The following is a 23,823-nucleotide window of genomic DNA, read 5'->3' as shown; positions in this document are numbered from 1 at the left end:
TGCAACGCCTTACGCCGGCCGTGCGATAAACACACAGGATACCGTCATCTTCTTCTTGAGCGACATCTCGAGCGTCTGGTTGGTTGCCGGCAGATAGGCGCAGCTTTCGATCCTGAATCCCGCGCTTTCAACGAACGCCTTCAATGCATCAGGACTGTCGGCATTGAACAGGTGGTCGGGTGCAGGACTGTTGATCGGCATATTGAGAAACAGCCTGCCCTCCTCCGAAAGCAGCGGCTGGATCACACGCAGCGCTTCGAGGGGCTTCTCCATGTGCTCCAGAACTTCACTGAAGACGACACTGTCGAACTTCGCCTGCGGGGCATCGAAGAAGTCCTGCAACTCGAGACTTGGCAGCGCCTCGAGCCCCAGCTTGGCGAGCGCTTCGCGAGTAAGTTCAATTGAAGCCTCGGAGATATCCCAACCGGTTACGGCACCGGCTCGCTTGTCCGCAGCGGCGAAATAAAGGAAGAGGCCGTGGCCCGGGCCGATTTCGAGGTGCCTGTATCCTTCCGGATTACGCGCCAAAAACTCCGTACGGTAATAGTCCATGACCCCGGTGTGATTCGACCACCACAACTGGGTCATCAGCAACCCGTTCATGTAGCGGGTCATGTATTCCTTGTTACTGTAGACAAGTTCATACGCTTCCGCGAACGTGCTCAGTCGATATCGGCCGTTCCGACGAAAGAAAAGCTCCTCGTCCAGCTGCTCCCTGCAGAGCCACGCATAGTCGGCAGCGTAGGTCGACAACTCCGCTCCGGTCAGCTTGATGACATGGCCTGCGAGATCGTTCAGCGTCTCTAGGTCGTCGCTGCTCACGGCCTTAAGCCTGCGGTCCAAAAACTTCTCGTGGTCCGGAAACGCATCAAGTTGAATTTTCAGGACCTTGTTCAGGTAGTCGTACTTCTCAGAAAACACTGCGCAACGCCCCTTCTTGATGCGCTCAGATGCGGCGTGTATAGACGAACACCAACAACACCGCAACAAAACCTGCAGAGAGCTGAAGGCCGATGTCCGATAAACTGATTGCGCTATTTGCCGAAGAATTGGGCGTTGACCCTTCCGAACTTTCGGACGGCAGCAACCCCGACACGGTAGAAAGCTGGGACAGCCTTGCAGCGATGCGTCTGGTGGCCGCGATCGAAAGCGAATTCGACGTCACGCTCTCGGGCAAGGAAGTTATGAAGATGCGGACGATCGGCATCGCCCGCGAAGTGCTCGCTGCAAAGGGCGTGACCTTTTGATGGGCAGCCACGTAGATCCCGACAAGGATCGAATTCGCAGCCTTTCCAAACTCTGGCGCAGCTACACCTACGAGGAAACGCAGGAGAACGATAACGACGTCTTCGTTGCCTTCTCTTCCACGTTCACGGATCGCGGGATCGCCGACTTCTTTGGCGCCTTGCTGCTGGAGGCCGGTCACGCCAATCCTCGGGTCAGCGTCGCCGACTACAATCAGGTCACCCAGATCTGCCTGAACCATCGCGATGCTTTCGGGACCCCCGAGCCGGAAGCCATTGTCATCTTGTTCCGGCTGGAGGATCTCTCGAACACGGACGATCCCCGGACGACACGCGAGGCGACGGACGTGCTGCTGCGCGCCGTCACTCTTCTCAGGGAACAGTATCAGGGCATGATCGTGCTTTCCCTCCCCCCAAAGCCGAGAGGGTTTACCGAGGGGATTTCAACCTTCTCCAAACCATCGGCCCTGATGGGCGTATGGTATGAGACGCTGACCAGGATCCATGATCTGGCAAGCTCGAGCTCCGGCATCTACACCGTCGATCTTGAAGAAGAAATTTCGCGATTGGGGGAAGCCCAGAGCCTTAGCCCTCGCGACGAAATGCTTTATCGTCAGCCGTATTCCCCAAGATTTCAGCTGCGGATCGCGGACAGGCTGTTGCGCATCCATGCCGCAAGGAAGCGCGAGCCGAAGAAATGTATTGTTGTCGATTGCGACAACACACTGTGGGGCGGGATCATCGGCGAAGACGGCCTCGACGGCATCTCGCTGTCGGATGATTTCCCCGGCAGGCCTTATCGCGAGTTTCAGCGGCAACTCAAGAAGATGCGCGATTCCGGGATCTTCCTCGCCGTTTGCAGCAAGAACAACCCCGCTGACGTCGACGAGATCTTCGAGCGTCACAGCGGCATGATTTTGAAGAGAGATGACATCTCCTCCTGGAGAGTGAATTGGGAGCCAAAGTCCAAGAATCTCGCGGAAATCGCCAAGGACCTGAACATCGGCCTGGATTCCCTGGTTTTCATTGACGACAATCCGTTCGAGATCGATGAAGTCGGCACGAACGCGCCGGGCGTCACGTGCCTGACCGTCCCGGAGGATGCCACGGATATCCCGACCCTGCTGAAGGCCGCGTCCCGACTGTTCGACAGGCTTGAGATCACCAGCGAAGACTTGCAGCGCGTGGCCATGGTCCGGCACGAAGCAGCCCGCAACGAACTGGCGCAACAACTTGCGCCGGAACAATATCTCGCGAGCCTTGACCTCAAGGTGACGATCATAGTTCCGGATGAGAGCGACATCGCGAGGGTCACCCAGTTGGTCAACAAGACCAACCAGTTCAACGCGACATCGAGGCGCTATACGGCGCAGGAGATCACGGCATATCTCAAGGATCCGACGACCGACCTGTTCTGCGTCAGCGTCGAAGATCGGTTCGGCGAATACGGGATCGTCGGCGTCGCAATACTCAAGCACTTTGATGGCCGTTCCGAATTTGACACGTTGCTGATGTCCTGTCGTGTCCTGGCACGTGGGATTGAATCCGCAATCATCAGCTTCGGCATCGAGTTGGCGCGACGGAAGGGTTCGAAGCGTGCGGTCGGCGAGATCATTGCGACCAAGAAGAACGGGATGGTAGCCGACCTCTTCCTCCGACACGGTTTCGAATTGCGCGAGACCGACAGCGGTCGCTCGACATTTGACAGAAGCACCGACGAGCTTGCCGTCCCGGAATACATTCAGGTCGTGAAGCCGGATATTCGCGATGACTGGCGATAGCCCCATGATCCCTGATGATCCTGACCTGGGATACGATCCTCGCAAGCTGTTCCATCTCGGATATGTGGTTCCCAACATGGAGCGATCCATTAAGGCATGGACGAAGCTCGGCGCGGAGATCCTCGTGCCGCCTGCGATTGACCCGATTCAGAAGGTGAGCTGTGCGCTCCTGTTGTTTCGGGGCGCGGCGCCAATCGAACTGGTGGCACCGTTGGACGCAACCGACAGCCCGGTGGCAAACCGTCTGGCGCGCGGGGGAGGGCTGGATCATATCTGCTTGTTCACTGACGATTTGGCGAGTGACCTGAACGATCTTGTCGCAGGCGGCGCCCAGGTTGTGGCGGAACCCAGCTATGGCGCCGTCTTTGACCGGGAGATCGCTTTTGCTCTGACAAGGGTAGGCCTGGTGGTAGAGTTGATGACAAAACGGCGCATCGGAAAGCACGCTGTCGACCCCTTAGGGGAGGCTACGGCCATATGGGGCCTGAACAGCTGATCGGCCCCAGCACGTCGAAACGCCAACTCTGTGGTGGCGATCGGGCCCCGCATGCATTAACATTCGGGCCGGACTATCAAACGCGGCAGGCAGGCTCTTTCGCTGAATTGCCCCTGTCTCGAAGGCGCAACGTCTCGCGTACCTCGAAAAAGGATAGCATGCCGCCTTTCCAGGCTGTAACGAAAAGCCCTGTCGCTCTGCTCAAGAGGCACCACGGCGTATCTAGGCGACACGGCATCGTGAAAATCTATATCTGGAAGAACACATGAACGAACGCAGCTACGATTCCGATGGCGAAATCAGCCTTGTTGACGTCTATCGCTTTATCAAGGAAGGCTGGAAGACGTTTGCGCTTGCCGCCGCGCTGGGAGGCATCATCGGTGCTGGCCTCAGCTATCGCATGCCGGACCAGTTCTCCGCGACAGGCCTGATACGCCCCGCTCAGGTCTCAGACGTTCCGCTGGAGGATATCAACGTCCTGGTAGAAAAGATGCGCTCGCCCACCTTCTTCACCGCGAAGACACTTGAGGCGTGCGGCTCGGCGGACGGGAAACAGCTGAGCGACGCAATCAACGCAAGCATATCCAGGCAATCGGTATTCATTTCTGTTTCCTACCGGTCCGGAAGTTCGCAACTGTCGCGAGATTGCCTTCAGGCCGTGCTGAGCGACGTCAATGAGAACCAGGCCGAATTGATGGCCGCGCGTTCGAAAAGCGTCGAAGACGATCTGAAGGCATCAAAGAAACTATTGGCCTACACTGACATCAAGCAACGAAACGAGCTTGAGCTGACTCAAAACGGGCTTGAGTTGGCCGAACAAGAGCTCGCCGACGCGAAAACTGTCCTGGGCCGGCTCGAGGCCGCGGCTGCACGTCTCACTCAAGATGATGACCACTCGCTGGAATCTTCAATGCTTCTATCCGTGGTTCTGTCGAAGAAAGCAGACATTCGAAGCCTTGAATCCAGCATTCAGGATCTCGGCAAGAGACTGAACTTGCTTCAATCCTCGCAGGAGGACATATCGCTCGACTTTGACAGCGAAGTATATCAAAGCGACAAGAAGGGCGTCCTGCTAAAGGATCAGGAAAAAAAATCGAGAACATTGAGGGCTCGTATCAGCGAGCTGGAGCGCGATCTGTTGCCGCCCGCAACAGAAGCCGCAAAGTTTGCCACGCCGATCTACGCCCCCGAATATGCGGTCGGACCCAGACGCATGATGTTCACCGTCGTGGCACTGTTGTTTGGTGCCCTTGCGGGATTGGGGTTGCTTCTGGTTCGACATCTTGCCAGACATGCCGTACCGAGGCTTGGATAAGGTGATGTTTGGTGAACGCTCAGAGCAGGCTCGGCTTGCTTGGTCGAACCAAATCGTCGACGGCTCCCCCTTCCTGGCAGGCTCTCACTTCGATTTGTTGGGGGTTCCGGAGGTCCGGTCGGATCTAACCCTTGGGGCAATCCGGCTTGAATGTTATCCCATCTTGAACTTCTCCACCGCAGCCGGGCTGGGGGATTGACGATTGTGGCACGACCACGCCTTTGGCACCTGAAACAGAAGTCTGGTGTGGTCGGCAGGGACCGGCGGCAGCCGGCAGACCTGACACTGACACTTGAACCGGATACCCAAGGGGCAACTGAAACCAGACTCACACGAAACACGATGCTCGGCGCAAGAGGACAAGGCGCCAGCCTGAGACAAGCTGTTTCCACGAACGGACGGGTTATCTATGACAAAACGGGCACTTATCACGGGGATTACCGGGCAAGACGGTTCCTACCTGGCGGAGTTTCTGCTGAACAAGGGCTATGAGGTTCACGGCATAAAGCGGCGTTCGTCGCTGTTCAACACGCAGCGAATTGACCACATCTATCAGGATCCTCATGCGCATCATCAGCGCTTGAAACTCCATTACGGCGACCTCACGGACAGCTCGAACCTCACCCGCATTCTCGCCCAGATCGAGCCCGACGAGGTCTACAATCTAGGGGCCCAGTCCCACGTCGCCGTGAGCTTCGAATCCCCCGAATACACTGCTGATGTTGATGCGATCGGCACCCTGCGCTTGCTTGAGGCGATACGGTTTCTCGGCCTCGAGAAAAAGACGCGTTTCTATCAGGCTTCCACCTCTGAACTTTATGGTTTGGTCCAGGAAGCGCCGCAACGCGAGACCACGCCTTTCCACCCGCGCAGTCCTTACGGGGTGGCAAAGCTTTATGCATACTGGATCACGGTAAACTATCGCGAAGCCTACGGGATCTACGCCTGCAACGGCATCCTGTTCAACCATGAGAGCCCCCGTCGCGGCGAGACCTTCGTGACCCGCAAGATCACGCGCGGGTTCTGCAACATCGCGCAGGGTCTCGAGGACTGTCTCTACATGGGCAATATCGACGCCTTGCGCGATTGGGGCCATGCAAAGGACTATGTCCGCATGCAATGGATGATGCTGCAGCAGGACGTACCGGAAGACTTTGTGATTGCGACAGGCGTCCAGCAGTCGGTGCGCGAGTTCATCGTCTGGACCGCGCAGGAACTTGGCATCACGCTTCGCTTCGAAGGTTCTGGCGTGAACGAGATCGCGGTGGTCGAAGCCGTCACCGGCAATGATGCCCCGGCGGTCAAGCCCGGAGACGTGATCCTGCGGATCGATCCGCGCTACTTCCGTCCTGCCGAGGTCGAAACATTGCTGGGTGACCCCAGCAAGGCGAAGGAAAAACTCGGTTGGACGCCGGAGATTACGGCTAGGGAAATGTGCGCCGAAATGGTGGTTGAAGATCTCAAGACGGCTCGCCGACACGCTCTGATCAAGGCACACGGGTTGGAATTGCCGGTGTCGATCGAAGGCTGAAATGGCCGGCGGATCATGGCCGCCGCACTGTGCGGGCCATGATCTTCCTTGCAAACGGGGGCTGCAGTCGGTATCGAGGCGTTGGTTTTCCCTTTGATGAGCAATCCATGACGTCACACGTCGCAAAGCCGTTTGCCTGCCTGCTGGATCAGCCCGTGACTCTGGGTGATCAGCGAGGATGCATCAAGATCCTCTACGAAAAAGGCAATGTCGTCCTGAAACGCTCGACCTCGCAGAAGGGCGTTTTTCGCGGACTCCATCGGCAGCGAGCGCCCTCGTTGCAGGACAAGATCATCCGTGTCCTATCCGGACGGATCTACGATTTCGTCACCGATCCCGACGATCCACAGGGTGTGATCTGGTATCGCGAGATTACTCCGGAAACGGACTGGGTTCATATTGCCGCCCATCTTGCACACGGATTCTATGCAATTACCGACGTCGAGTTCGAATATTTTTGTGACGGCCGTTATGATGAAGCCGCAGAGGACAGCTACTTCGTCGCTGACGTGTTGAGCGAGGCACTTTCGCTCGGAGACATGCAGCTTTCGAACAAGGACAAGGCAGGGATCCCGCTTGCCCGGCCTGTTCGCCAAGCCAATTGAGAGTGAACCGATGACCAAGCTGACCTTGCTGACTGCGTGTTACAACAGCGCGTCCACTGTCGCGGATACGCTTAAGTCCGTGAACGCGCAGGACTATCCCGAAATCGAGCACATCATTATCGATGGGAACTCGAAGGACAACACCGTGGAGATCTGTCGCAATGTCGGGACGCGGATCACGAAAATCGTCAGCGAGCCCGACAAGGGGATCTACGACGCCTACAACAAGGGCCTCACCTTTGCCACTGGCGAAATTATCGGCTTCATTAATTCGGACGACTACTATGCCTCCGGCAATGTTGCCTCTCAGGTAATGAAGGTGTTCGAGGACCCGGCGGTTGATGCTTGCCATGCCGACCTGGTTTATGTGAACCCCCAACACACCGAACAGATCGAGCGGCATTGGCATTCGAAGCCGATAACACGCGCGGCATTACGCAGCGGGTTCATTCCCGCCCACCCGACGGTGTTCCTGCGTCGCAGCGTCTATGAAAAGGTCGGCAACTTCGACCTGTCCTACCGGCTCGCCGCCGACTATGAATTCCTTTTGCGCACGTTCTACACACACAATGTCCAGTCGGTCTATGTCCCAGAAATCTGGGTACGGATGCGCTCGGGCGGCGCGACCGGAGGCAACATGAAGTCGATCCTGCGGCAGAACAACGAAATTCGCGCCGCGCAGGAAAAGCATGGCGTTCGCTGCTCGACGGTAAGGTTCTACGGCGTAAAGATCATCGACCGGCTCATGCAGCGCGTACGCGGGCGCTTCGTCAAGGCTCCGGACCTCCTGGCGACGAGATAACCATGATTGACGGCAAACGAGTTCTGGCACTGATACCCGCTCGGGCAGGGTCAAAGGGGCTGCCTCACAAGAATATCCGGCCGTTGCTCGGCAAGCCGCTTCTCGCGTGGCCGATCGAGGCTGCCAGGGCGTCAGCGTATGTCGACCGGGTGATCCTGTCGACCGATTCGCCTGACTACGCCGATATCGGTCGCAAGTATGGAGCCGATGTGCCATTCCTGCGCCCCGCGGAGCTCGCCTCGGACAAGGCCCCCAGCATCGACTTCATACTGCATGCCATTGATTCGCTTGAAGCAGCAGGCGACCGTTTCGACCTGCTGGTACTGTTGGAACCCACCTCGCCGATGACCGAGGCATCCGATATCGACGCCGCGCTCAAGGCTTTGATGTCGCGCCCGGAACTCACGGCGGCCGTAGGAATTTCCGCGATGGAAACCCAGCATCCGGCTTTTGCCGTGCGCCGCGACCCCGAATCCGGACAGATCGTCCCTCTGCAGGGTGGCGACTTCGGCACGTTGCCGAGGCGCCAGGACCTTGAACCTGTTTATGCACTGGACGGCAGCTTCTATCTGTCGACAATTGACGCAATTCGCCAGAAACGTGGCTTTTGTCACGATGCGACGATGGGAATTTCGACCGATCGCTTCAAGTCCCTCGAAGTTGATGATCTCACTGATTTCATCTGCATCGAAGCGATCATGAAGCACCGGGCAAAAAACGCCGTCTCTGAAGGAGATAAATCATGAAAAGATGTACTCGCTGCCTTAACGTCGAAACCGTCGACACGCTAACCTTCGATGAAGAAGGTGTTTGCAGCGTGTGCCGCCAGTCCGAATACAAGGCGGAGGCCATCGACTGGGACGACCGTCAGCGCCAGCTTGACGAACTCATCGCCGAATATGCGAACAAGGGGCTCTACGACTGCATCGTCCCGTTTTCGGGCGGAAAGGACAGTGTTTTCCAGCTCTGGTACATCGTCCGCAAGCTAAAGCTGAAGCCGCTGGTCGTGCGCTTCAACCATTGGGGTTACCGGCCAAAGGTCGAAGAGAACAACACCATGGTGTTCAAGAAGCTCGGCGTCGATGTGGTCGAGTTCCAGCCCAACTTCCATGTCGTGCGCGAGCTCATGCTGGAAAGCTTCAAGCGCCGGGGCGACTTCTGCTGGCATTGCCACACGGGCATCTATGCCGGCGTCATGCATATGGCTGTGCGCTTCGAGGTGCCGCTGTTGTTCTGGGGAGAGAGCACCGCTGAATACCATAGCTGGTACACCTTTGAAGAAATGGAAGAAGTCGACGAGAAGCGCTTCAACCGGCTCATGAATCAGGGCATCACTGCCGATGACATGTACGAGTTCCTCGGCGGACGTGTCGAGATGCGCGACCTTTGGATGTTCAACTATCCCAAACGCAAGGACCTGATGAAGCTCAAGGTCCGTTCAATCTGCCTGGGCAACTACATCAAGTGGGACACCCGTGCGAACGTCGAGCTCATCGGCAAGGAACTGGACTGGTTCGGACACGAGGTCGAAGGCGTACCGCCGGAGTATCACTACGAAAAGGTCGAATGCACATTCCAGGGAATGCGTGACTATTCGAAGTTCGTGAAGCGTGGCTATGGCCGCACGAACCACCTGATGTCGATCGACATCCGCCACGGCCGCAAGACGCGCGAAGAGGCTTTGCGCCTCGAAGCCCAGTACGACGGCAAGCGCCCTGCCTCGATGGACTGGTTCCTCGAGATCCTTGGCATGACGGAAGACGAATATTACGAGTATCTTCGGCCCCTCGCTATCCATCCATGGGAGTTTGACCGGGCCAAGGTCGAAACCGGGCCTGTGCCTTACGACTTCGACAAATGGGACCGCACGGATTTGAGTGATGTTCCGCTCGGACCGCAAGACAAGACCTGGGGGCGAGTCAGGAATACGAAAGACACGGACAAAGGCGAGTGAGATGATTGTCATCGTCGACTACGGCATGGGTAACGTCCGGTCCTTGTCGAACGCGTTCGAGTATCTCGGCTACGACACCGAGATCAGCCGCGACCCTGCGGCCTTCGCGGCGGCGGACCGGCTCGTCCTGCCCGGTGTCGGCGCGTTCGGCGATGCCATCGGCCTTCTGCGTTCGCTCGACCTCGAAGGCCCCTTGAACGACCAGGTCCTCGGCCAGGGCAAACCCGTCCTTGGAATTTGCCTAGGGATGCAACTCATGGCCAGCGTGAGCCACGAGCACGGCACGCACAAGGGTCTGGGCTGGTTTGATGCCGATGTCATGCCGATGATTTCGACGCCTGAGGCCAAGGTGCCGCAGGTCGGCTGGAACCAGTTGCAGATTTGCGGCGAGGAGTGGCTGTTCAAGGGTCTGCCGGCCAAGGGAAACGACGTGTACTTCGTCCACTCCTTCCATATGGTCTGCAAGGACCAAAACGATGTCATCGCCACTACCGATCATGCGCAGACGGTTACTGCGGCGGTGGCACACGGCAATATCGTGGCAACCCAATTTCATCCGGAGAAGAGTCAGGACAACGGGTTGCAGATCCTGCAGAACTGGATGGACAGGGAATTCTGAATGCTGAAGAAACGCATCATCCCCAAGTTCCTGATCCGTGACGGTCGACTGGTCAAGGGCATCGAGTTCTTCGAACAATGGCGCGAAGCGGGAAATCCGGTTTCGACGGCGAAGGTCTACGACAGCTATGGCGTCGACGAGATGATCTTTCTCGACATCGACGCAACGCTGCAGAATCGTCCGCCCGAAGGCCGTATCATCGAGAAGGTGTCCGAAGAGGTCTTCATGCCCCTGACCGTCGGCGGCGGGATTACGACGCTCCAGCAGATTGAGGCCTTGCTGAAAGCCGGGGCCGACAAGGTTTGCATCAACTCGTCGGCGATCGATCGTCCCGGTTTCGTCACGCAGGCGGCATCGCGTTTCGGCGATCAGTGTATCGTGGTTGCTGTCGACTATCGCACCGGCCCTGAAGGGTCGTTTGTCTACCGACGTTGCGGGACCGAAAGGACCGAACTCGATGCGGTGGAATGGGCATTGCGGATGGAAGATGCTCATGCCGGTGAAATCATGATGACGTCGATCGATCGCGACGGCACGATGGAAGGCTACGATCTGGAAATGATCGCCGCTCTTTCAGACCGGCTCCAGAAGCCACTGATTGCCTCGAGCGGCGCAGGAACGCTGAAGCACTGCATGGATGCTCTGGATGCAGGGGCTTCGGCCATCACGATCTCGTCCATGTTCCTTTTCACCGACCAGAGCCCGATCAAAGTCCGCAGCTATCTTTCGACGAACGGGCGGAACGTTCGCTCGCAACATGGTAGTAGGTCGTGAGACCCGTCTCGGATATCCGCACTTCGCTGACCCCGACACAGTTGGCCGGCTATGCGACAGCACAGTTGAATAACCAGTTTCCGGATCCGGATCCGGTCAACGTCGATGACCTGCGTGATGCAGTACCCCAGGCGTTGGCACGGCTTGCGCATTGTTTCGCGCAGATCGACAACAAGTACTTCTTTGACGGCACGCAATCGGTCTTCAGCCATCTGCATGGCGACCAATATGCAATGTGGCTTTATTTCCTGTCGAACGAATTGTTCCGTCAGGGGGGCGACGCTGCGGTGTGTAGCAAGCTGTTTCTGCTCAACAAGGCACTACATGGCTGCGACATCTATTATGAGGTGGCGCTGCCCGAGATCTTTCTTCTTGTGCACCCGTTGGGCACCGTTCTGGGGCGCGGTGATTATCAGGATTACTTCGTTTCCTATCAGCGCTGCGGCATCGGTTCGAATCGGGATATCTATCCCCGGCTGGGCAAGCATGTGACACTCCGTCCAGGCGCAGCCGTCCTCGGAAAGAGCGTCGTCGGAGACAATTGCCAGATTGCGGCCGAAACGCTGGTTCTCGACACTGATGTTTCGGCTGGCACCCTGGTCATGGGCCGCCCCGGCCAGCTGCGCATGAAGCCCAATACCGCGCCATATCCCCTCTGGCGCACGATCGGATAAGGATCCAACCCATGTCCCGTGACAAGACCGACAATCAATCGCTCAGCCAGCGCCTGCACGCTGTGATACCCGGTGGGGCGCACACCTACTCGCGCGGAGACGATCAGTTTCCATCCAATGCGCCGGCTCTGCTGGAACGCGGCGAAGGCGCTTATGTCTGGGATGTGGATGGCAACCGTTATCTGGATTACGGAATGGCGCTGCGATCGGTCACCTTGGGCTACGCGCACCCCAAGGTGAATGCCGCCGCGATCGCCGAGATCGGGAAAGGCGTAGGCCTCACCCGGGCGTCGATGACCGAGCTGCGCGCCGCCGAACGCCTGAGCCAGTTGATTCCCGCAGCCGAGATGGTGAAGTTCGCCAAGAACGGCTCGAACGTGACCACCGCGGCAGTGAAGATTGCTCGCGCCTATACGCGCCGCAAATACGTGTGCGTGCCCCGCCAGCATCCGTTCTTTTCGTTCGACGACTGGTTCATCGGGTCAACTGCGATCAAGCGTGGGGTTCTCTCCGAACATGCCAGCACGACGCTGTTGTTCGACTATAACGACATCAACTCGTTGGCGGCTCACTTTGCGGCATATCCCGACCAGATCGCCGCAGTCATGCTGGAGCCTGCGACGCATATCACGCCCTGCAGCAGCACCTGTTCGGCCCGGTGGCCGCAGATACCCTGCGCGGAATGCCCGGAGAACAGCACCAATTTCCTGCATCAGGTTCGCAACCTCGCCCACGCGAATGGCGCGCTGTTCATTCTCGACGAGATGATCACCGGATTCCGCTGGCACCTGAAAGGCGCTCAGCATTTCTTCGGCGTAGAGCCCGATCTCGTGACATTCGGCAAGGCCATGGCAAACGGCTTCGCCCTGGCAGCAGTGGCTGGTAAGGCCGAATACATGGAAGTCGGGGCAATCAACAAGCCCGGAATGGAGCGCACCTTCCTCCTCTCCTCGACACATGGCGGAGAGATGCCTGCACTGGGAGCCTTCCTTGCCGCCGTCGATATCTGCGAGCAGGAGGATGTTCCGGCACATCTTTGGTCATACGGTGCACGGCTGCGGGAAGGGCTGCAAGCCCTCGCGGCCGAACGCGGACTGGCCGACCATTTCCTCCTGGAGGGCCCTGCGGTTGCACTGAACTACGTCACCCGCGACGCGACAGGGCAAGCAAGCCCCGTGATGCGTACGATCTTTGCGCAAGAGATGCTGCGCAACAGGGTCATGATCCCCTGGATTTCCATCTCGCTGGCCCATGGCCCCACAGAGCTCGACCAGACACTTCTGGCAGCGTCGAAGGCCCTGGACGTGTACGCGGCGGCGCTGAACGGAAACCCCGCCGATTTCCTTGAAGGCGAACCCGTAAAGCCTGTCTTCCGCCCCACAAACTGAGGTCTCGTTCATGAGCAGCGTTCAGACATTGCCGGACTTGTCGGGAAAGACGGTGCTGATCACAGGCGGCGCCGGCATCTTGGGGCAGAATTTCTGCAAGGGCTTCGCGGCGGCCGGCGCAACCGTGGCCGTGCTCGATCGCGATGCCACGTCCACGGCGGAGGCAGCCGAAGCCACCGGAAACGGCGCCTTCGGCGTTACCTGCGACATCACCGATCCACAATCCGTGCGCGAAGCACTGGCGGCAGTCGTCACAAGGACGGGCCAGTTGGATGTGCTGATCAACAACGCCGCTTCGAAATCGCGCGATGTGCGTGCCTTCTTCACGCCATTCGAGGACTACGACCTCGAAATCTGGCGTGACGTGATGTCGGTGAACATCGACGGGATGTTTCTGATGTCGCAGGCTGCCAGTAGGCAGTTTCTTGCACAGGGCAAAGGTGGATCGGTGATCAACATAGCCTCGATCTACGGGCTCGTCGGGCCGGATCCGCGCATCTATGAAGGGTCCTATTACCTTGGCGGCCCGATCAATACGCCCGCAGTCTACTCGGCGTCCAAGGCCGCCGTCGTCGGGCTGACGAAATGGCTCGCGACACATTGGGGACCCCACAACATACGGGCGAATTGCCTTGTGCCCGGTGGGGTGTCGAGCGGTCAGAATGGCGTGTTTCAGCAGAACTACGCTCAACGCACACCCATGGGACGCATGGCCGAGGCCGAGGAGATCGTCGGCCCCGCGGTGTTCCTTGCATCGGATCAGGCAAGCTACATCACAGGTCAGGTGCTTGCCGCCGATGGCGGCTGGACGGCGTGGTGATATCGGCAGGATGTTTGTTGTCCTTTTGAAATTTCTCGAGGTCGGCAGTCGGGCGCTCTTTGTCGTCTTCACGACCTATTCGCTTGAAGTCGGACAGGCGGGACAGTTCGGCCTTCTGGTGACTTTGCAGGGATTGGCCTCCTTTGCGATCGGCTATGAGCGCCACATCGACCTGATGCGTCGCATGGTCGGCCGTGAGCCAGCAAGCTTCGATCAGGCTGTCGCCCGGGCGCTGGTGCTCTTCGCCACCAACTATCTGCTTTGCGTCCCGCTCCTCGTGCTCGCTCTGGTCTTCATGGTCAAGGCATCGCCCGCCATCATTGCCATGTGCGTGACCATCGCGATTGCCGAGCAATTGATGAACTTCGCCTATCAGATGGCCATGGTCGAGCCGCGCTATCGTTCAATGCTGGTGGTGACGGTGGCAAAGAATGTCGTGATCGCGTCCGGGGTGCTCGCCGGGGCGCTCTGGGGCAAAGCACTCACGCTTCAATTCGTCGTCGGGATCTGGGCGGGGGCATCGCTTGCAGCGCTTTTGGTGATAGCACTCCTATGGACCGGCTTCCGCGGGCGCTCGCCGGAAAGTGCGGCAAGTGCTGGCTATCGTGAAATTGTCGCGGGGCAGTACCGCGGTTCATGGACGCATTTTCTCCTTGGGTTGACTGCAGTTCTGACCCTGCAGTCGGATCGCCTGTTGGTCGGCGCGCTGCTTTCGCATGAACAGGCCGGTATCTTTTTTCGCCACATTCTCCTGACGGCGATGCTGTATCAGGTGTTTAACATCGCCTTCTTCAATCGGATTCTGCCGACGGTGTTTGCGTCCGGCCAGCAGCGGGACCCCGGGGCGCTTGAAGCGATAGTCAGGCGGGAGTTCCGCAGAGTTTTGATCTTCTGGCTGTTGACCGCCATTTGCATTTTCGGGTTCTTCGTGCTGGCACCAACGGAACTCATTCTCGCCTACAGGCTCGACCTTGCCTATTTCGGCGGTTTACTGGTCGTGTCGGCGGTCCGAGCGCGCGCGGATCTGAACAGTCTCGTGTTCAATGCACTACATCAGGAAGCCTTCGTCTTCCGCGCCCAGGTTCTCTCATTTGCCATAGGCCTTCCGATCATGATCGCAACTGCCGCCTGGTTCGGCATTCCGGGCCTGATTGCGGCGACGGGGGTCAGCGCGACGGTCTACCTGATCCTCACAAAGATACGCCTTGTGCGCATGACTTCGGAGTTCTCACATGTCAATTGAACGCGAAGGCGCGGTGCTGATCTATTCGATTCACCGCACTGAACCCTGGTTTCGCCATCTCGGGCGTAATATGGGGTTTCACCGAAGCTACACCGTCTCGGATCTGCGGGGAGAGGGCGATTTCTGCGTCGTCGACGATTTTCAACGCCACCAGAAGATCTTTTATGACAAGCACGCCACCTCATCAGAATTGTTGAGTCAGAACGAGGTCGGGGAGATTGTGGCGCGCTGCCGGGTCCTGCGCTTCATGGGCGAGCGGCGTGCCTCGGCAATGGCCCTGGCGATGGCAGAGGCGTTCAAGGGGGTGCTCGACAAGACCAGGCCCGACGTGATCTTGAGCTTCCCGATCGACCGGTACGTCTCGGACGTTCTGTCCATCATCGCGCTCAAGCGGGGCATCCCGTTCTACGAATTGACGGTTTCTGCCCTTCCCCACATGTCGATGTTGATGAAGAAGGGCGTCCTGTGCATGCACGATGCACCACCCGATCCTGACGAGGTCACGCGCCATGTCGACGCGTTGACGGCCCCACTCTTCACGCCGTCATACGTTCAGGGGGCTGCGAACTTCACCCAGTACCGCTTCCTCAAGGTCTTCTTGTATTTCCGCTTAAGAGGCCTCATCTTCTGGCTCATCTCGCTGCTGAAGCAAGATCGCCTGAATCTCCACTATCTTGATGCGCAAAGCTTCCTCGGGCACAAGCCAAGTCTGTCAGACCGCAAGATAACAGCAATGGTCGATTACGATTGGCGCAACAAGATTGAAGCATTCGACAAGAGCCGGCGTGTGTTTTTCGGCCTTCAGTTGTTCCCCGAGGCATCGATCGACTACTGGGTTCATGATCTCAAGCTGATCGAACATGAGGATCTTCTTGTCGAGACCGCCGATGCTTTTACAAGCGCCGGCTACGTGATCCTTGTCAAAGATCATCCGCTACAGTTCGGATTCCGACAGTTGGGATTGATACAACGGCTCCTCGCCCTGCCCAATGTCGTTCTGCTGCCCTATGAAGTCAGCGGAATGGAAGCGCTCGGCCTCTGCGGCGTGAATTTCACCTGCACGGGCACACTCGGCCTGCAAGCCGCCTTGGCTGGCGCGAAATCAATCACGACGCGGAACTACTACACCACCGAGGGAGATTTCATCCTTCTCGAGAACCGCGATCAGGTCCCTTCGCTTCCTCAGATGGTGGAGGCCTTTCCGGTGGTCCAGGACCTTTCCGCAAGACAGAGACGGATTGTCGCAAAGCTGCTCAAGGGAAGCTTCCCTTCGGACTTCTTCTCCTTCAAGGGCTTTGATCCGGAAAATCCGTCAAACGGAGCAACCGAACTCGGCCAGATCGTAGGTCAGGAGATCAGACAGTTGATGACTGTGCAGCCAAATCAACAGGAAGGCGACGGCCCAAGGACGACCGGCAATTGAGCCCCAGCCACGGTTTTCATCAATCGCAGGGACGGTCGTTTCTGTTTGACCCGCGTAGTTCGGCAGGGTTTATGGAGCCCATCAGCCAGTGAACCGCAACGGAGAGCGGCACCCAGTCCGGCTGATCTGGCATTCAACGCGAAAGTTGCACCGCAAATCGTTCTCAGGCAATCTCGATCAGGATTTCATGACGTCGCTCATCAAACGAAGACTGCTCGGTGCTTCTTGCGCTGCTGGCGACAATCCCGAATTTCGGCAGATTTCCGATCTGCCCGACATACTATTCAAGACCCCGGTCGACGGAACTCTTGAGTTGGAATACTCTCGCCAACCATGCGCAGGGAGATTGCGGGCATCAAACGCTTCTCCCCGGCTCGACCGCACAGCTTGGTTGGCCGCCGGGGCGCCAGATCAAACGCAAGGACTCGTGTCGTGAGGATGCATCCCGCGCTCTTCATGATTGTCGTCTGGCTCGGGGCGCTCAGCGCGTTTCTGGTGCTTCCTTTCCAGTTGACCTACCGGACAATCTCGACCGATGGCTTCCTGGTTCTTTTGGCGTTCCTGGCCATGTTCTGCTTAGGCGGCCTCCTGAGAACGGTCTACCTGCCTCAGCAACCGGTACAGGCACCTACCGAAATCGACTTTTCGCGGGCAGATCTCCTCCTGAAGTCGATCGCCGTAGTCGGCTGCATTTCAATGGGCTATGAGCTCGTTCGCGGCGCCGGGCTCGACCTGGCCTCCGCCTACACCGCTCGCTCGGAGCAGGCCCAGGCCATGTTGCTCGGGACCATGTCGCAAAGCTCCGGCGCGTTTAAGATCGGTTTTTTGTGTTATCCCGCGAGCTATGTTTACCTGGTTCGTGCCGTCTTGTTCAAAAGCAAGCCGAATTGGGTAGAGATCTTCATTTTCGGTGTGTTTCCAGGTGTGCTAGCAAGCTTGGCCATGGGCGGGCGAACGCCGCTTTTCAGTACCATGGCCTATGCGTTTCTGGCTTATGCGGCGCGGCCGTATCTCTGGGGTCGCGTCAAAGCGCTCGGTGCCGCCAAGCCGCACCGGATTCATCCTTTGGTAAAGATCGTCGCGGTCGTCTTGGCCCTTGTCGGGTTTAACTACTTCATCAATGTCTTCATCACACGTGCCGAACTGGATGGCGGCGGACAGGAGATGTTGCGGCATGCCGCAATCCGGTGGGGCGTCACATTCGGCGGCCCCCAGGCCGAATGGATGGTCGATCTCCTGGGCTCGACGACGACCTATCTGATCTTTGTCTTCGTCTGGTATTTCATTCAGGGCATCGTCATTTCGAATTCATTGTTCGCGACTTACGCCGGCGGACCACTGATGGGGGTCTATGGCATCGAAATCACGACGGCGATCATGCGTCGCCTCGACCCCGACGGAGTGGCCCAGAACTTCAAGTACCTGCTGGATCACGACATCTATGGTTTCTATCCATCTGCGTTTGGAACGCTTTATGTCGACTATCTATACGGCGGCCTGGCAATTGCGTTGGTGTGGGGATGGCTGGCAGCCCTGGTCTATCGGAATACCAGGCTCGGGCAAGATGCACGCTGGTTTGTTTTCGCCCCCTTCGTCACGCTGGGGATCTTCTTCAGCATCGTGAACACGCCCCTTGGCTTCAGCAACGGCTTCATCACGCATGTTTGGCTGGTCCTGGCATTTGTTCTCATGCGCCGCCCGGCCGATGCAGCGGTTGCCAGGAACTCATCCACGAATTGAAGGATCCTATCTGCAATTTGCCCGGTTCTAAGACCCGGGAACGAAATCAACAACCAGCGAGGAGCTCGACCAGGAAGGAGAACCGGCTGCGATGCAGCTCCGATTTGGGTCGCCGTCTCGCCTGCCCTGGCAAGTGTTTGGCGCCAGACACCAGATTTCTTGCGCGGATCCCTGGACTGGCCGGAACGACAACACTGTGTTGCATAGGGTGACTACGAGACCCGCCGAGGCGGGTCTCTCGCCGATTGAGGGCCATTGATGACACAAACCATTCTTGTAACGGGTGCGGCAGGTTTTCTGGGTCGACAACTCGTACCCTTCCTCCGCCGGGACGGGCGGGTTCTGGCCGGCATGCGCACCACCACTGCAATGGATACGGACAGCGTCGCCCTCGAGGACCTGACCGACACACCCGATCTCGAAGCGGCGCTAAGCGGGGTTAATTGTGTCGTTCATTGCGCTGCAAGGGCACATATCCTGCACGAAACGGTAGACGACCCGCTGCCGTTGTTCATGCGGGCGAACCGGGATGCGACGTTGCATCTGGCACGGCAGGCGGTTGGGGCAGGCGTCAAGCGCTTCGTGTTCATATCGTCGATCGGCGTGAACGGAAACCAGACCGATGGCACTCCCTTCCGCGAGACCGACCCGCCAGCACCGCATTCGCCCTATGCGGTATCCAAGCTTGCGGCCGAAGAAGGGCTTGCCCAGATCGCCGCCGAGACGGGATTGGAGGTGGTCGTCATCCGTCCACCGCTGATCATCGGTCCTGAGCCGGTCGGAAACCTGCAGTCCTTGTCGCGCATGATCAGCAGGGGCATCCCGCTGCCCTTTGGCCTCGCGACGAAAAACCGTCGTTCACTGGTGAGTGTCGGCACACTGTGCGACCTGATCCGCCATTGCACCATCCATCCGAGCGCTCCCGGGCGACCGATTCTGGTCGCGGAAGAGCAACCCATGAGCACGCGTGAAATTCTCGAACGTCTGGCGGCGGCCACGGGACAACGGGCACGCTTCGTGCCCGTTCCCGTTTTCTTGCTGCGTGCGGCCTTGCGCCTCATGGGGAAACGCGCGATGGATCAACAGCTGTTCGGTGACCTCGAAGTCGATATCACCGCCACGAAATCCAGATTGAATTGGGCGCCTCCCCGCGACGAATTCTTCCGAGACAAGGATTGATCATGTCGACTTTCATCATCGCCGAGGCTGGGGTGAACCACAATGGTCAGGACGATCTTGCCTATGCGCTTGTCGACGCCGCCGTCGACGCCGGCGCCGACGCGGTGAAGTTCCAGACCTTTTCCGCCGACAAGGTGGTGCAGAAATCCGCCGCAAAGGCAAAATACCAGCAGGAGGCAACGGGCGAAGGCAGCCAGTATGAGATGCTGAAGAAGCTCGAGATGAGCCATGACCTGCATCGCGGGCTGTTCGCGTACTGCGCAAGACGCGGAATTGAATTCATGTCGACGCCCTTCGACGCGGAGTCGGCCGATTTCCTCGTCGACCTTGGCATGTCGCGCATAAAGATCCCATCGGGTGAGATTACCAACCATGTGTTTCTGCGGCACCTTTCCCGCAAGGGATTGCCGCTCATCCTCTCGACGGGCATGGCCACGATGGACGAGATCGTCGATGCCGTCTCCGTCTTGCGGACGCATTGGGCCGGAGCGCGCAACCTCGACGAATGCCTGACGATCCTGCACTGCACGTCGAACTACCCGACGGCACCGGAGAACGCCAATCTCCGGGCGATGCAGTCGATTGCAGCTTCGACCGGCTTGCCCGTTGGTTACTCGGATCACACGTTGGGGATCGCCGTATGTCCGGCAGCAGTCGCCCTTGGCGCGACGGTCGTGGAAAAGCACTTCACCCTCGATCGAACCATGGAGGGTCCGGACCACAAGGCGTCGCTCGAACCATCGGAGCTCAAGACCATGGTCGAGCAGGTCCGCGTTGTAGAAGCTGCATTGGGAAGTGCCGACAAAAGCCCGACCGATTCGGAACAGGAAATGCGTGTGCTCGCTCGTCGCTCGATCGCGGCAACGCGCGACTTGCCGGCGGGCACCATCCTGGCGGCATCCGATATGGCGATGCTGCGGCCTGCGGTCGGGATATTGCCGCGCCATCACGATTCGCTTATAGGGCGGGTGCTGAAGCGGCCCGTCACAGACGGGCAAGCCCTTCAATGGGATGACATCGAAGGCGCGTGAACGAATGCGCAAGGTTCTCTATGTCTCGGGTACACGCGCCGATTTCGGGCTGATGCAATCCAGCCTGAAACGGATCGCGGCGGATCCTGCCCTCGACCTTGCTGTCGTGGCGGCAGGGATGCATCTTGATCCTCGGTATGGTGAAACCTGGCGCGAGATAGAGGCCTCTGGCTTGCGGATTGCTGCCAAGGTGGCTGTCGCCCTGCATCCGGCAACCGGCGCGACCATGGCAAGAAGCATAGGCGCCATGACCAGTGCCTTCGTCGATGTGATGGAGGCCGAGCGTCCCGATGCTGTTTTGCTGCTCGGGGATCGAGGCGAAATGCTGGCAGCCGCGATCGCTGCCATTCACCTGAACGTCCCGGTGGCCCATATCCACGGCGGCGAACGGTCCGGGACAGTGGACGAATCCGTGCGTCACGCCATATCGAAGTTGTCCCACCTCCATTTTGCCGCAACCGAGGAATCGCGCGCGCGGCTGATAAGATTGGGTGAGCGACCCGATTGCGTGTACGTCACAGGAGCCCCCGGCCTCGATGGCCTGACCGATGGCCCCCTGCGCACCCGCGACGAGGTCTTCGCCGAAATGGGGTTCGATACGGCCCGGCCGGTCGCGCTGGTCTTGTTCCACCCGGTTCTGCAGGAAGCGGAGGCCGCCGGTGAAAAGATCCGCGCCGTGCTCGAGGGGCTTCGTCGGGCGCAATGGCAAAGCGTCGCGCTGTTGCCGAATGCCGATGCGGGAAGCAACGCGATCCGCGCCGTCTTCGAGACCGAAACGCTCGAGGGGATGAAGACCTTCGTCCACCTTCCGCGCGCCGAATTCATCCAGATCATGGCTGTTGCGGATGCGATGGTCGGGAATTCGAGCTCTGGCATCATCGAGGCAGCCAGTTTCGGGACGCCGGTTCTGAACCTTGGATCACGTCAGAACCTGCGCGAGCGCAATGCCAACGTTATCGACCTTCCCGAAGACGCAGCCGCGATTGCGGACCGGTTGGCGTCGATCCGCGTGACGCCAAGGCCCGCCGCCGTTAATGTCTATGGGGACGGGCGGGCCGGCGAAAGACTTGCGTTTCACCTTTCCACCCATCCTCTTGGGGCGGAGATCCTGAAGAAGGTCCTGTCATATTGAGCACGATCCTGATTGGAGCCGGTGGCCATGCAAAGGTGGTCTTTGAGGCATTGATTGCCGCTGGAAGTGATCCTACGCAGGTCACCGTGCGGGCCGACCACGAAGGGGAGTTCATGGGCAGGCTCGTACAGGCGCCGGAATGCCTCGCGGACATGCGGGGAACGAAAAGCCACGTCGCCATAGGGAATAACGCCGTGCGTATCCGTTTGCTGGACAGGGCTCGCGCCTCCGGAAGCGAACTGTTGAGTGTTGTTCATCCCGACGCCTCCCTTTCGCCCAGCGCGACAATCGGGCAAGGCACGTTCGTAGCCTGCCGTGCAATCGTGTCGTCGCAGGCCAGGGTGGGGCATGGCGTGATCATCAATCATGGGGCGATCGTCGATCATGATTGCGTGATTGGTGACGGCACGCATATAGCACCGGCATCGACCCTCGGCGGAGCCGTTCTGATCGGAAAAAATGTCCTGGTGGGTTCCAATGCGACCATCCTGCCGGGTATCGAAATCGGCGACGACGTTGTGATCGGAGCCGGATCTGTCGTCACCAAATCCATCCCCCATGGCGCGGTTTGGATTGGAAATGCACGCATTGTCAGGGAGTGACGAGCGAATGAAAACGGATTGCATTGCGGAAGAAACCACTTTGCGCGAGGCCCTTGCGCGGCTTGATGCCTCGGGTCGCGGCGTGTTGGTGATCCTTTCCGAAGGCGGCGAAGTCCGCCGAACCGTTACTGACGGCGATCTGCGACGTCTGATCCTCAAGGGCGCCTCGCTCGAGGATCCGGTCAGGGGGCTGCCTCCGCGCGTCCCGGTCACGGCCCCGCAGGGAATCTCGCGTGTCGAGGCGCTCGGCATCATGGATGAATATCATCTGGATCATCTGCCGGTCGTTGATGCCGGCAACCGGCTGGTCGAAATCTTCGACCGCAAGACCTTGTCGAAACGGATTTTCCTCTCGTCGCCGCACATGGGCGACCTGGAACGCGAATACGTCGACGAGGCGTTTCGCTCGAACTGGATTGCACCACTCGGCCCCAACGTCGACGCCTTTGAACGGGAAATCTGCGAGATGATCGGCATCAAGGCGGCCGCAGCCTTGTCGTCGGGCTCCGCGGCAATCCATCTTGCGCTGCGGCTGTTAGGTGTGGGATCGGGAGATCGGGTATTCTGTTCCTCGTTGACCTTCATCGCGAGCGCGGCCCCGATTGTCTATCAGGATGCCGAACCGGTCTTCATTGACTCCGAACCCGAGACATGGAACATGTCGCCCAAGGCGCTGGAACGTGCATTGGCTGAAGCAAAGGCCGAAAGGAAGCTTCCGAAGGCGATTGTCGTGGTCAATCTCTACGGCCAGAGCGCCGACATGGACCCAATTCTGGAGCTTGCCGACTACTACGGCGTGCCGGTTGTCGAGGATGCAGCCGAATCTCTCGGAGCGAAATACAAGGGCCGCAACAGCGGCACATTCGGTCGTCTGGGCGTTTTCTCGTTCAACGGCAACAAGATCATCACCACGTCGGGCGGCGGCATGCTTGTCTCCGACGACTCCGATCTGATCGCGCGGGCCCGCTTCTTGTCCACGCAGGCACGCGAGCCTGCACTCCATTACGAGCACAAGGAGATTGGATACAACTATAGGATGAGTAATATCCTTGCCGGTATCGGCCGCGGGCAACTCAAGGTGCTTGATGACCGGATCGAGGCACGCCGCAGGATGTTCGATACCTACGTCACCGAACTCTCCGGAATTCCGGGGATCGAGTGGATGCCCGAACCGGCATGGAGCTTCTCGAACCGCTGGCTGACAGCCTGCACACTCGATCCGACCAAAAGCAGGATCGACAATCATACACTGTTGAAGAAACTGGCTGACGATCTGATTGAGGCACGGCCCATCTGGAAGCCGCTGCATCTGCAACCGGTGTTTAAGGGCTGCAGCTATTACCAGCATGACAATACCAGTGTTTCGGATTCGCTCTATGATATCGGCTTGTGTCTGCCCTCGGGATCAAACATGACGCAGGACGACATTGCCCGTGTTACGGGCAAGATCCGCTCGCTGGTGGGTTGAAC

Annotated in this window: 23 protein-coding genes; 22 read left to right on the top strand and 1 reads right to left on the bottom strand. The window is 58.6% G+C overall.

Annotated elements, in window-relative coordinates:
- Window positions 1-9: 9 nt before the first annotated feature.
- Window positions 10-921, bottom strand: coding sequence for a class I SAM-dependent methyltransferase (locus tag HHL25_RS23710; protein WP_169593525.1), 912 nt, complete (start codon window positions 919-921; stop codon window positions 10-12).
- Window positions 922-1,013: 92 nt separating this feature from the next.
- Here HHL25_RS23710 and HHL25_RS16355 point away from each other — a divergent pair, with 92 nt between their 5' ends.
- From HHL25_RS16355 to HHL25_RS16250, 22 genes are all read left to right on the top strand, one after another.
- The gene (locus HHL25_RS16355) at window positions 1,014-1,247 is read left to right on the top strand and encodes an acyl carrier protein (protein WP_169593523.1); all 234 of its coding nucleotides are present in this window, start codon (window positions 1,014-1,016) and stop codon (window positions 1,245-1,247) included.
- Window positions 1,247-3,025: an HAD-IIIC family phosphatase gene (locus tag HHL25_RS16350; protein ID WP_169593521.1), complete on the top strand. Its 1,779-nt coding sequence runs from the start codon at window positions 1,247-1,249 to the stop codon at window positions 3,023-3,025. The genes HHL25_RS16355 and HHL25_RS16350 overlap by 1 nt, the downstream gene beginning before the upstream one ends.
- Window positions 3,012-3,521, top strand: coding sequence for a VOC family protein (locus tag HHL25_RS16345; protein ID WP_246701853.1), 510 nt, complete (start codon window positions 3,012-3,014; stop codon window positions 3,519-3,521). Before HHL25_RS16350 ends, HHL25_RS16345 begins: the two co-directional genes overlap by 14 nt.
- A gap of 265 nt (window positions 3,522-3,786) precedes the next feature.
- On the top strand, window positions 3,787-4,836 hold the full coding sequence (locus HHL25_RS16340; protein ID WP_169593519.1) for a hypothetical protein: 1,050 nt from the start codon (window positions 3,787-3,789) through the stop codon (window positions 4,834-4,836).
- A gap of 409 nt (window positions 4,837-5,245) precedes the next feature.
- A complete protein-coding gene (gene gmd, locus HHL25_RS16335) occupies window positions 5,246-6,367 on the top strand; it encodes a GDP-mannose 4,6-dehydratase (RefSeq protein WP_169593517.1) in 1,122 nt (373 codons plus the stop codon).
- A gap of 107 nt (window positions 6,368-6,474) precedes the next feature.
- A complete protein-coding gene (locus tag HHL25_RS16330) occupies window positions 6,475-6,972 on the top strand; it encodes a dTDP-4-dehydrorhamnose 3,5-epimerase family protein (RefSeq protein ID WP_169593516.1) in 498 nt (165 codons plus the stop codon).
- A 10-nt stretch (window positions 6,973-6,982) separates the two neighbouring features.
- Window positions 6,983-7,774, top strand: a complete 792-nt coding sequence (locus tag HHL25_RS16325) for a glycosyltransferase family 2 protein (protein ID WP_169593514.1) — start codon at window positions 6,983-6,985, stop codon at window positions 7,772-7,774.
- 2 nt (window positions 7,775-7,776) lie between these two features.
- Window positions 7,777-8,520 (top strand): acylneuraminate cytidylyltransferase family protein, encoded by a 744-nt coding sequence (locus HHL25_RS16320; protein WP_169593512.1) that lies wholly within the window; start codon window positions 7,777-7,779, stop codon window positions 8,518-8,520.
- The gene (locus HHL25_RS16315; protein ID WP_169593510.1) at window positions 8,517-9,728 is read left to right on the top strand and encodes an N-acetyl sugar amidotransferase; all 1,212 of its coding nucleotides are present in this window, start codon (window positions 8,517-8,519) and stop codon (window positions 9,726-9,728) included. The genes HHL25_RS16320 and HHL25_RS16315 overlap by 4 nt, the downstream gene beginning before the upstream one ends.
- Window position 9,729: 1 nt before the next feature.
- Entirely contained in the window at window positions 9,730-10,347 is a 618-nt protein-coding gene (gene hisH / locus HHL25_RS16310) for an imidazole glycerol phosphate synthase subunit HisH (RefSeq protein ID WP_169593508.1), read from the top strand.
- Window positions 10,348-11,121 carry an imidazole glycerol phosphate synthase subunit HisF gene (hisF, locus tag HHL25_RS16305; protein ID WP_169593506.1) on the top strand — a complete coding sequence of 258 codons (774 nt, stop codon included), beginning with the start codon at window positions 10,348-10,350 and terminating at the stop codon, window positions 11,119-11,121.
- Window positions 11,118-11,795, top strand: a complete 678-nt coding sequence (locus HHL25_RS16300; RefSeq protein WP_169593504.1) for a serine acetyltransferase — start codon at window positions 11,118-11,120, stop codon at window positions 11,793-11,795. Before hisF ends, HHL25_RS16300 begins: the two co-directional genes overlap by 4 nt.
- Window positions 11,796-11,806: 11 nt before the next feature.
- Window positions 11,807-13,183, top strand: a complete 1,377-nt coding sequence (locus tag HHL25_RS16295) for a glutamate-1-semialdehyde 2,1-aminomutase (protein WP_169593502.1) — start codon at window positions 11,807-11,809, stop codon at window positions 13,181-13,183.
- Window positions 13,184-13,193: 10 nt separating this feature from the next.
- A complete protein-coding gene (locus HHL25_RS16290) occupies window positions 13,194-14,003 on the top strand; it encodes an SDR family oxidoreductase (RefSeq protein ID WP_169593500.1) in 810 nt (269 codons plus the stop codon).
- Window positions 13,981-15,246 (top strand): lipopolysaccharide biosynthesis protein, encoded by a 1,266-nt coding sequence (locus HHL25_RS16285; protein ID WP_169593498.1) that lies wholly within the window; start codon window positions 13,981-13,983, stop codon window positions 15,244-15,246. Before HHL25_RS16290 ends, HHL25_RS16285 begins: the two co-directional genes overlap by 23 nt.
- Window positions 15,236-16,669 (top strand): hypothetical protein, encoded by a 1,434-nt coding sequence (locus HHL25_RS16280; RefSeq protein ID WP_169593495.1) that lies wholly within the window; start codon window positions 15,236-15,238, stop codon window positions 16,667-16,669. Before HHL25_RS16285 ends, HHL25_RS16280 begins: the two co-directional genes overlap by 11 nt.
- A 438-nt stretch (window positions 16,670-17,107) precedes the next feature.
- Window positions 17,108-18,409, top strand: a complete 1,302-nt coding sequence (locus tag HHL25_RS16275) for an oligosaccharide repeat unit polymerase (RefSeq protein WP_246701874.1) — start codon at window positions 17,108-17,110, stop codon at window positions 18,407-18,409.
- Between the two features lie 258 nt (window positions 18,410-18,667).
- On the top strand, window positions 18,668-19,588 hold the full coding sequence (locus tag HHL25_RS16270) for an NAD-dependent epimerase/dehydratase family protein (protein WP_169593491.1): 921 nt from the start codon (window positions 18,668-18,670) through the stop codon (window positions 19,586-19,588).
- Window positions 19,546-20,619: an N-acetylneuraminate synthase gene (gene neuB / locus HHL25_RS16265; RefSeq protein WP_246701852.1), complete on the top strand. Its 1,074-nt coding sequence runs from the start codon at window positions 19,546-19,548 to the stop codon at window positions 20,617-20,619. Before HHL25_RS16270 ends, neuB begins: the two co-directional genes overlap by 43 nt.
- A 4-nt stretch (window positions 20,620-20,623) precedes the next feature.
- Window positions 20,624-21,751, top strand: a complete 1,128-nt coding sequence (gene neuC, locus HHL25_RS16260) for a UDP-N-acetylglucosamine 2-epimerase (RefSeq protein WP_169593489.1) — start codon at window positions 20,624-20,626, stop codon at window positions 21,749-21,751.
- On the top strand, window positions 21,748-22,353 hold the full coding sequence (locus HHL25_RS16255) for an acetyltransferase (RefSeq protein WP_169593486.1): 606 nt from the start codon (window positions 21,748-21,750) through the stop codon (window positions 22,351-22,353). Before neuC ends, HHL25_RS16255 begins: the two co-directional genes overlap by 4 nt.
- A 7-nt stretch (window positions 22,354-22,360) precedes the next feature.
- The gene (locus tag HHL25_RS16250) at window positions 22,361-23,821 is read left to right on the top strand and encodes an aminotransferase class I/II-fold pyridoxal phosphate-dependent enzyme (protein ID WP_169593483.1); all 1,461 of its coding nucleotides are present in this window, start codon (window positions 22,361-22,363) and stop codon (window positions 23,819-23,821) included.
- Window positions 23,822-23,823 lie beyond the last annotated feature (2 nt).

Origin of the sequence: Rhizobium terricola, from assembly GCF_012927355.1 — a bacterium.
Lineage (GTDB): Bacteria > Pseudomonadota > Alphaproteobacteria > Rhizobiales > Rhizobiaceae > Allorhizobium > Allorhizobium terricola.
This window is presented reverse-complemented; position numbering and strand designations above follow the sequence as displayed.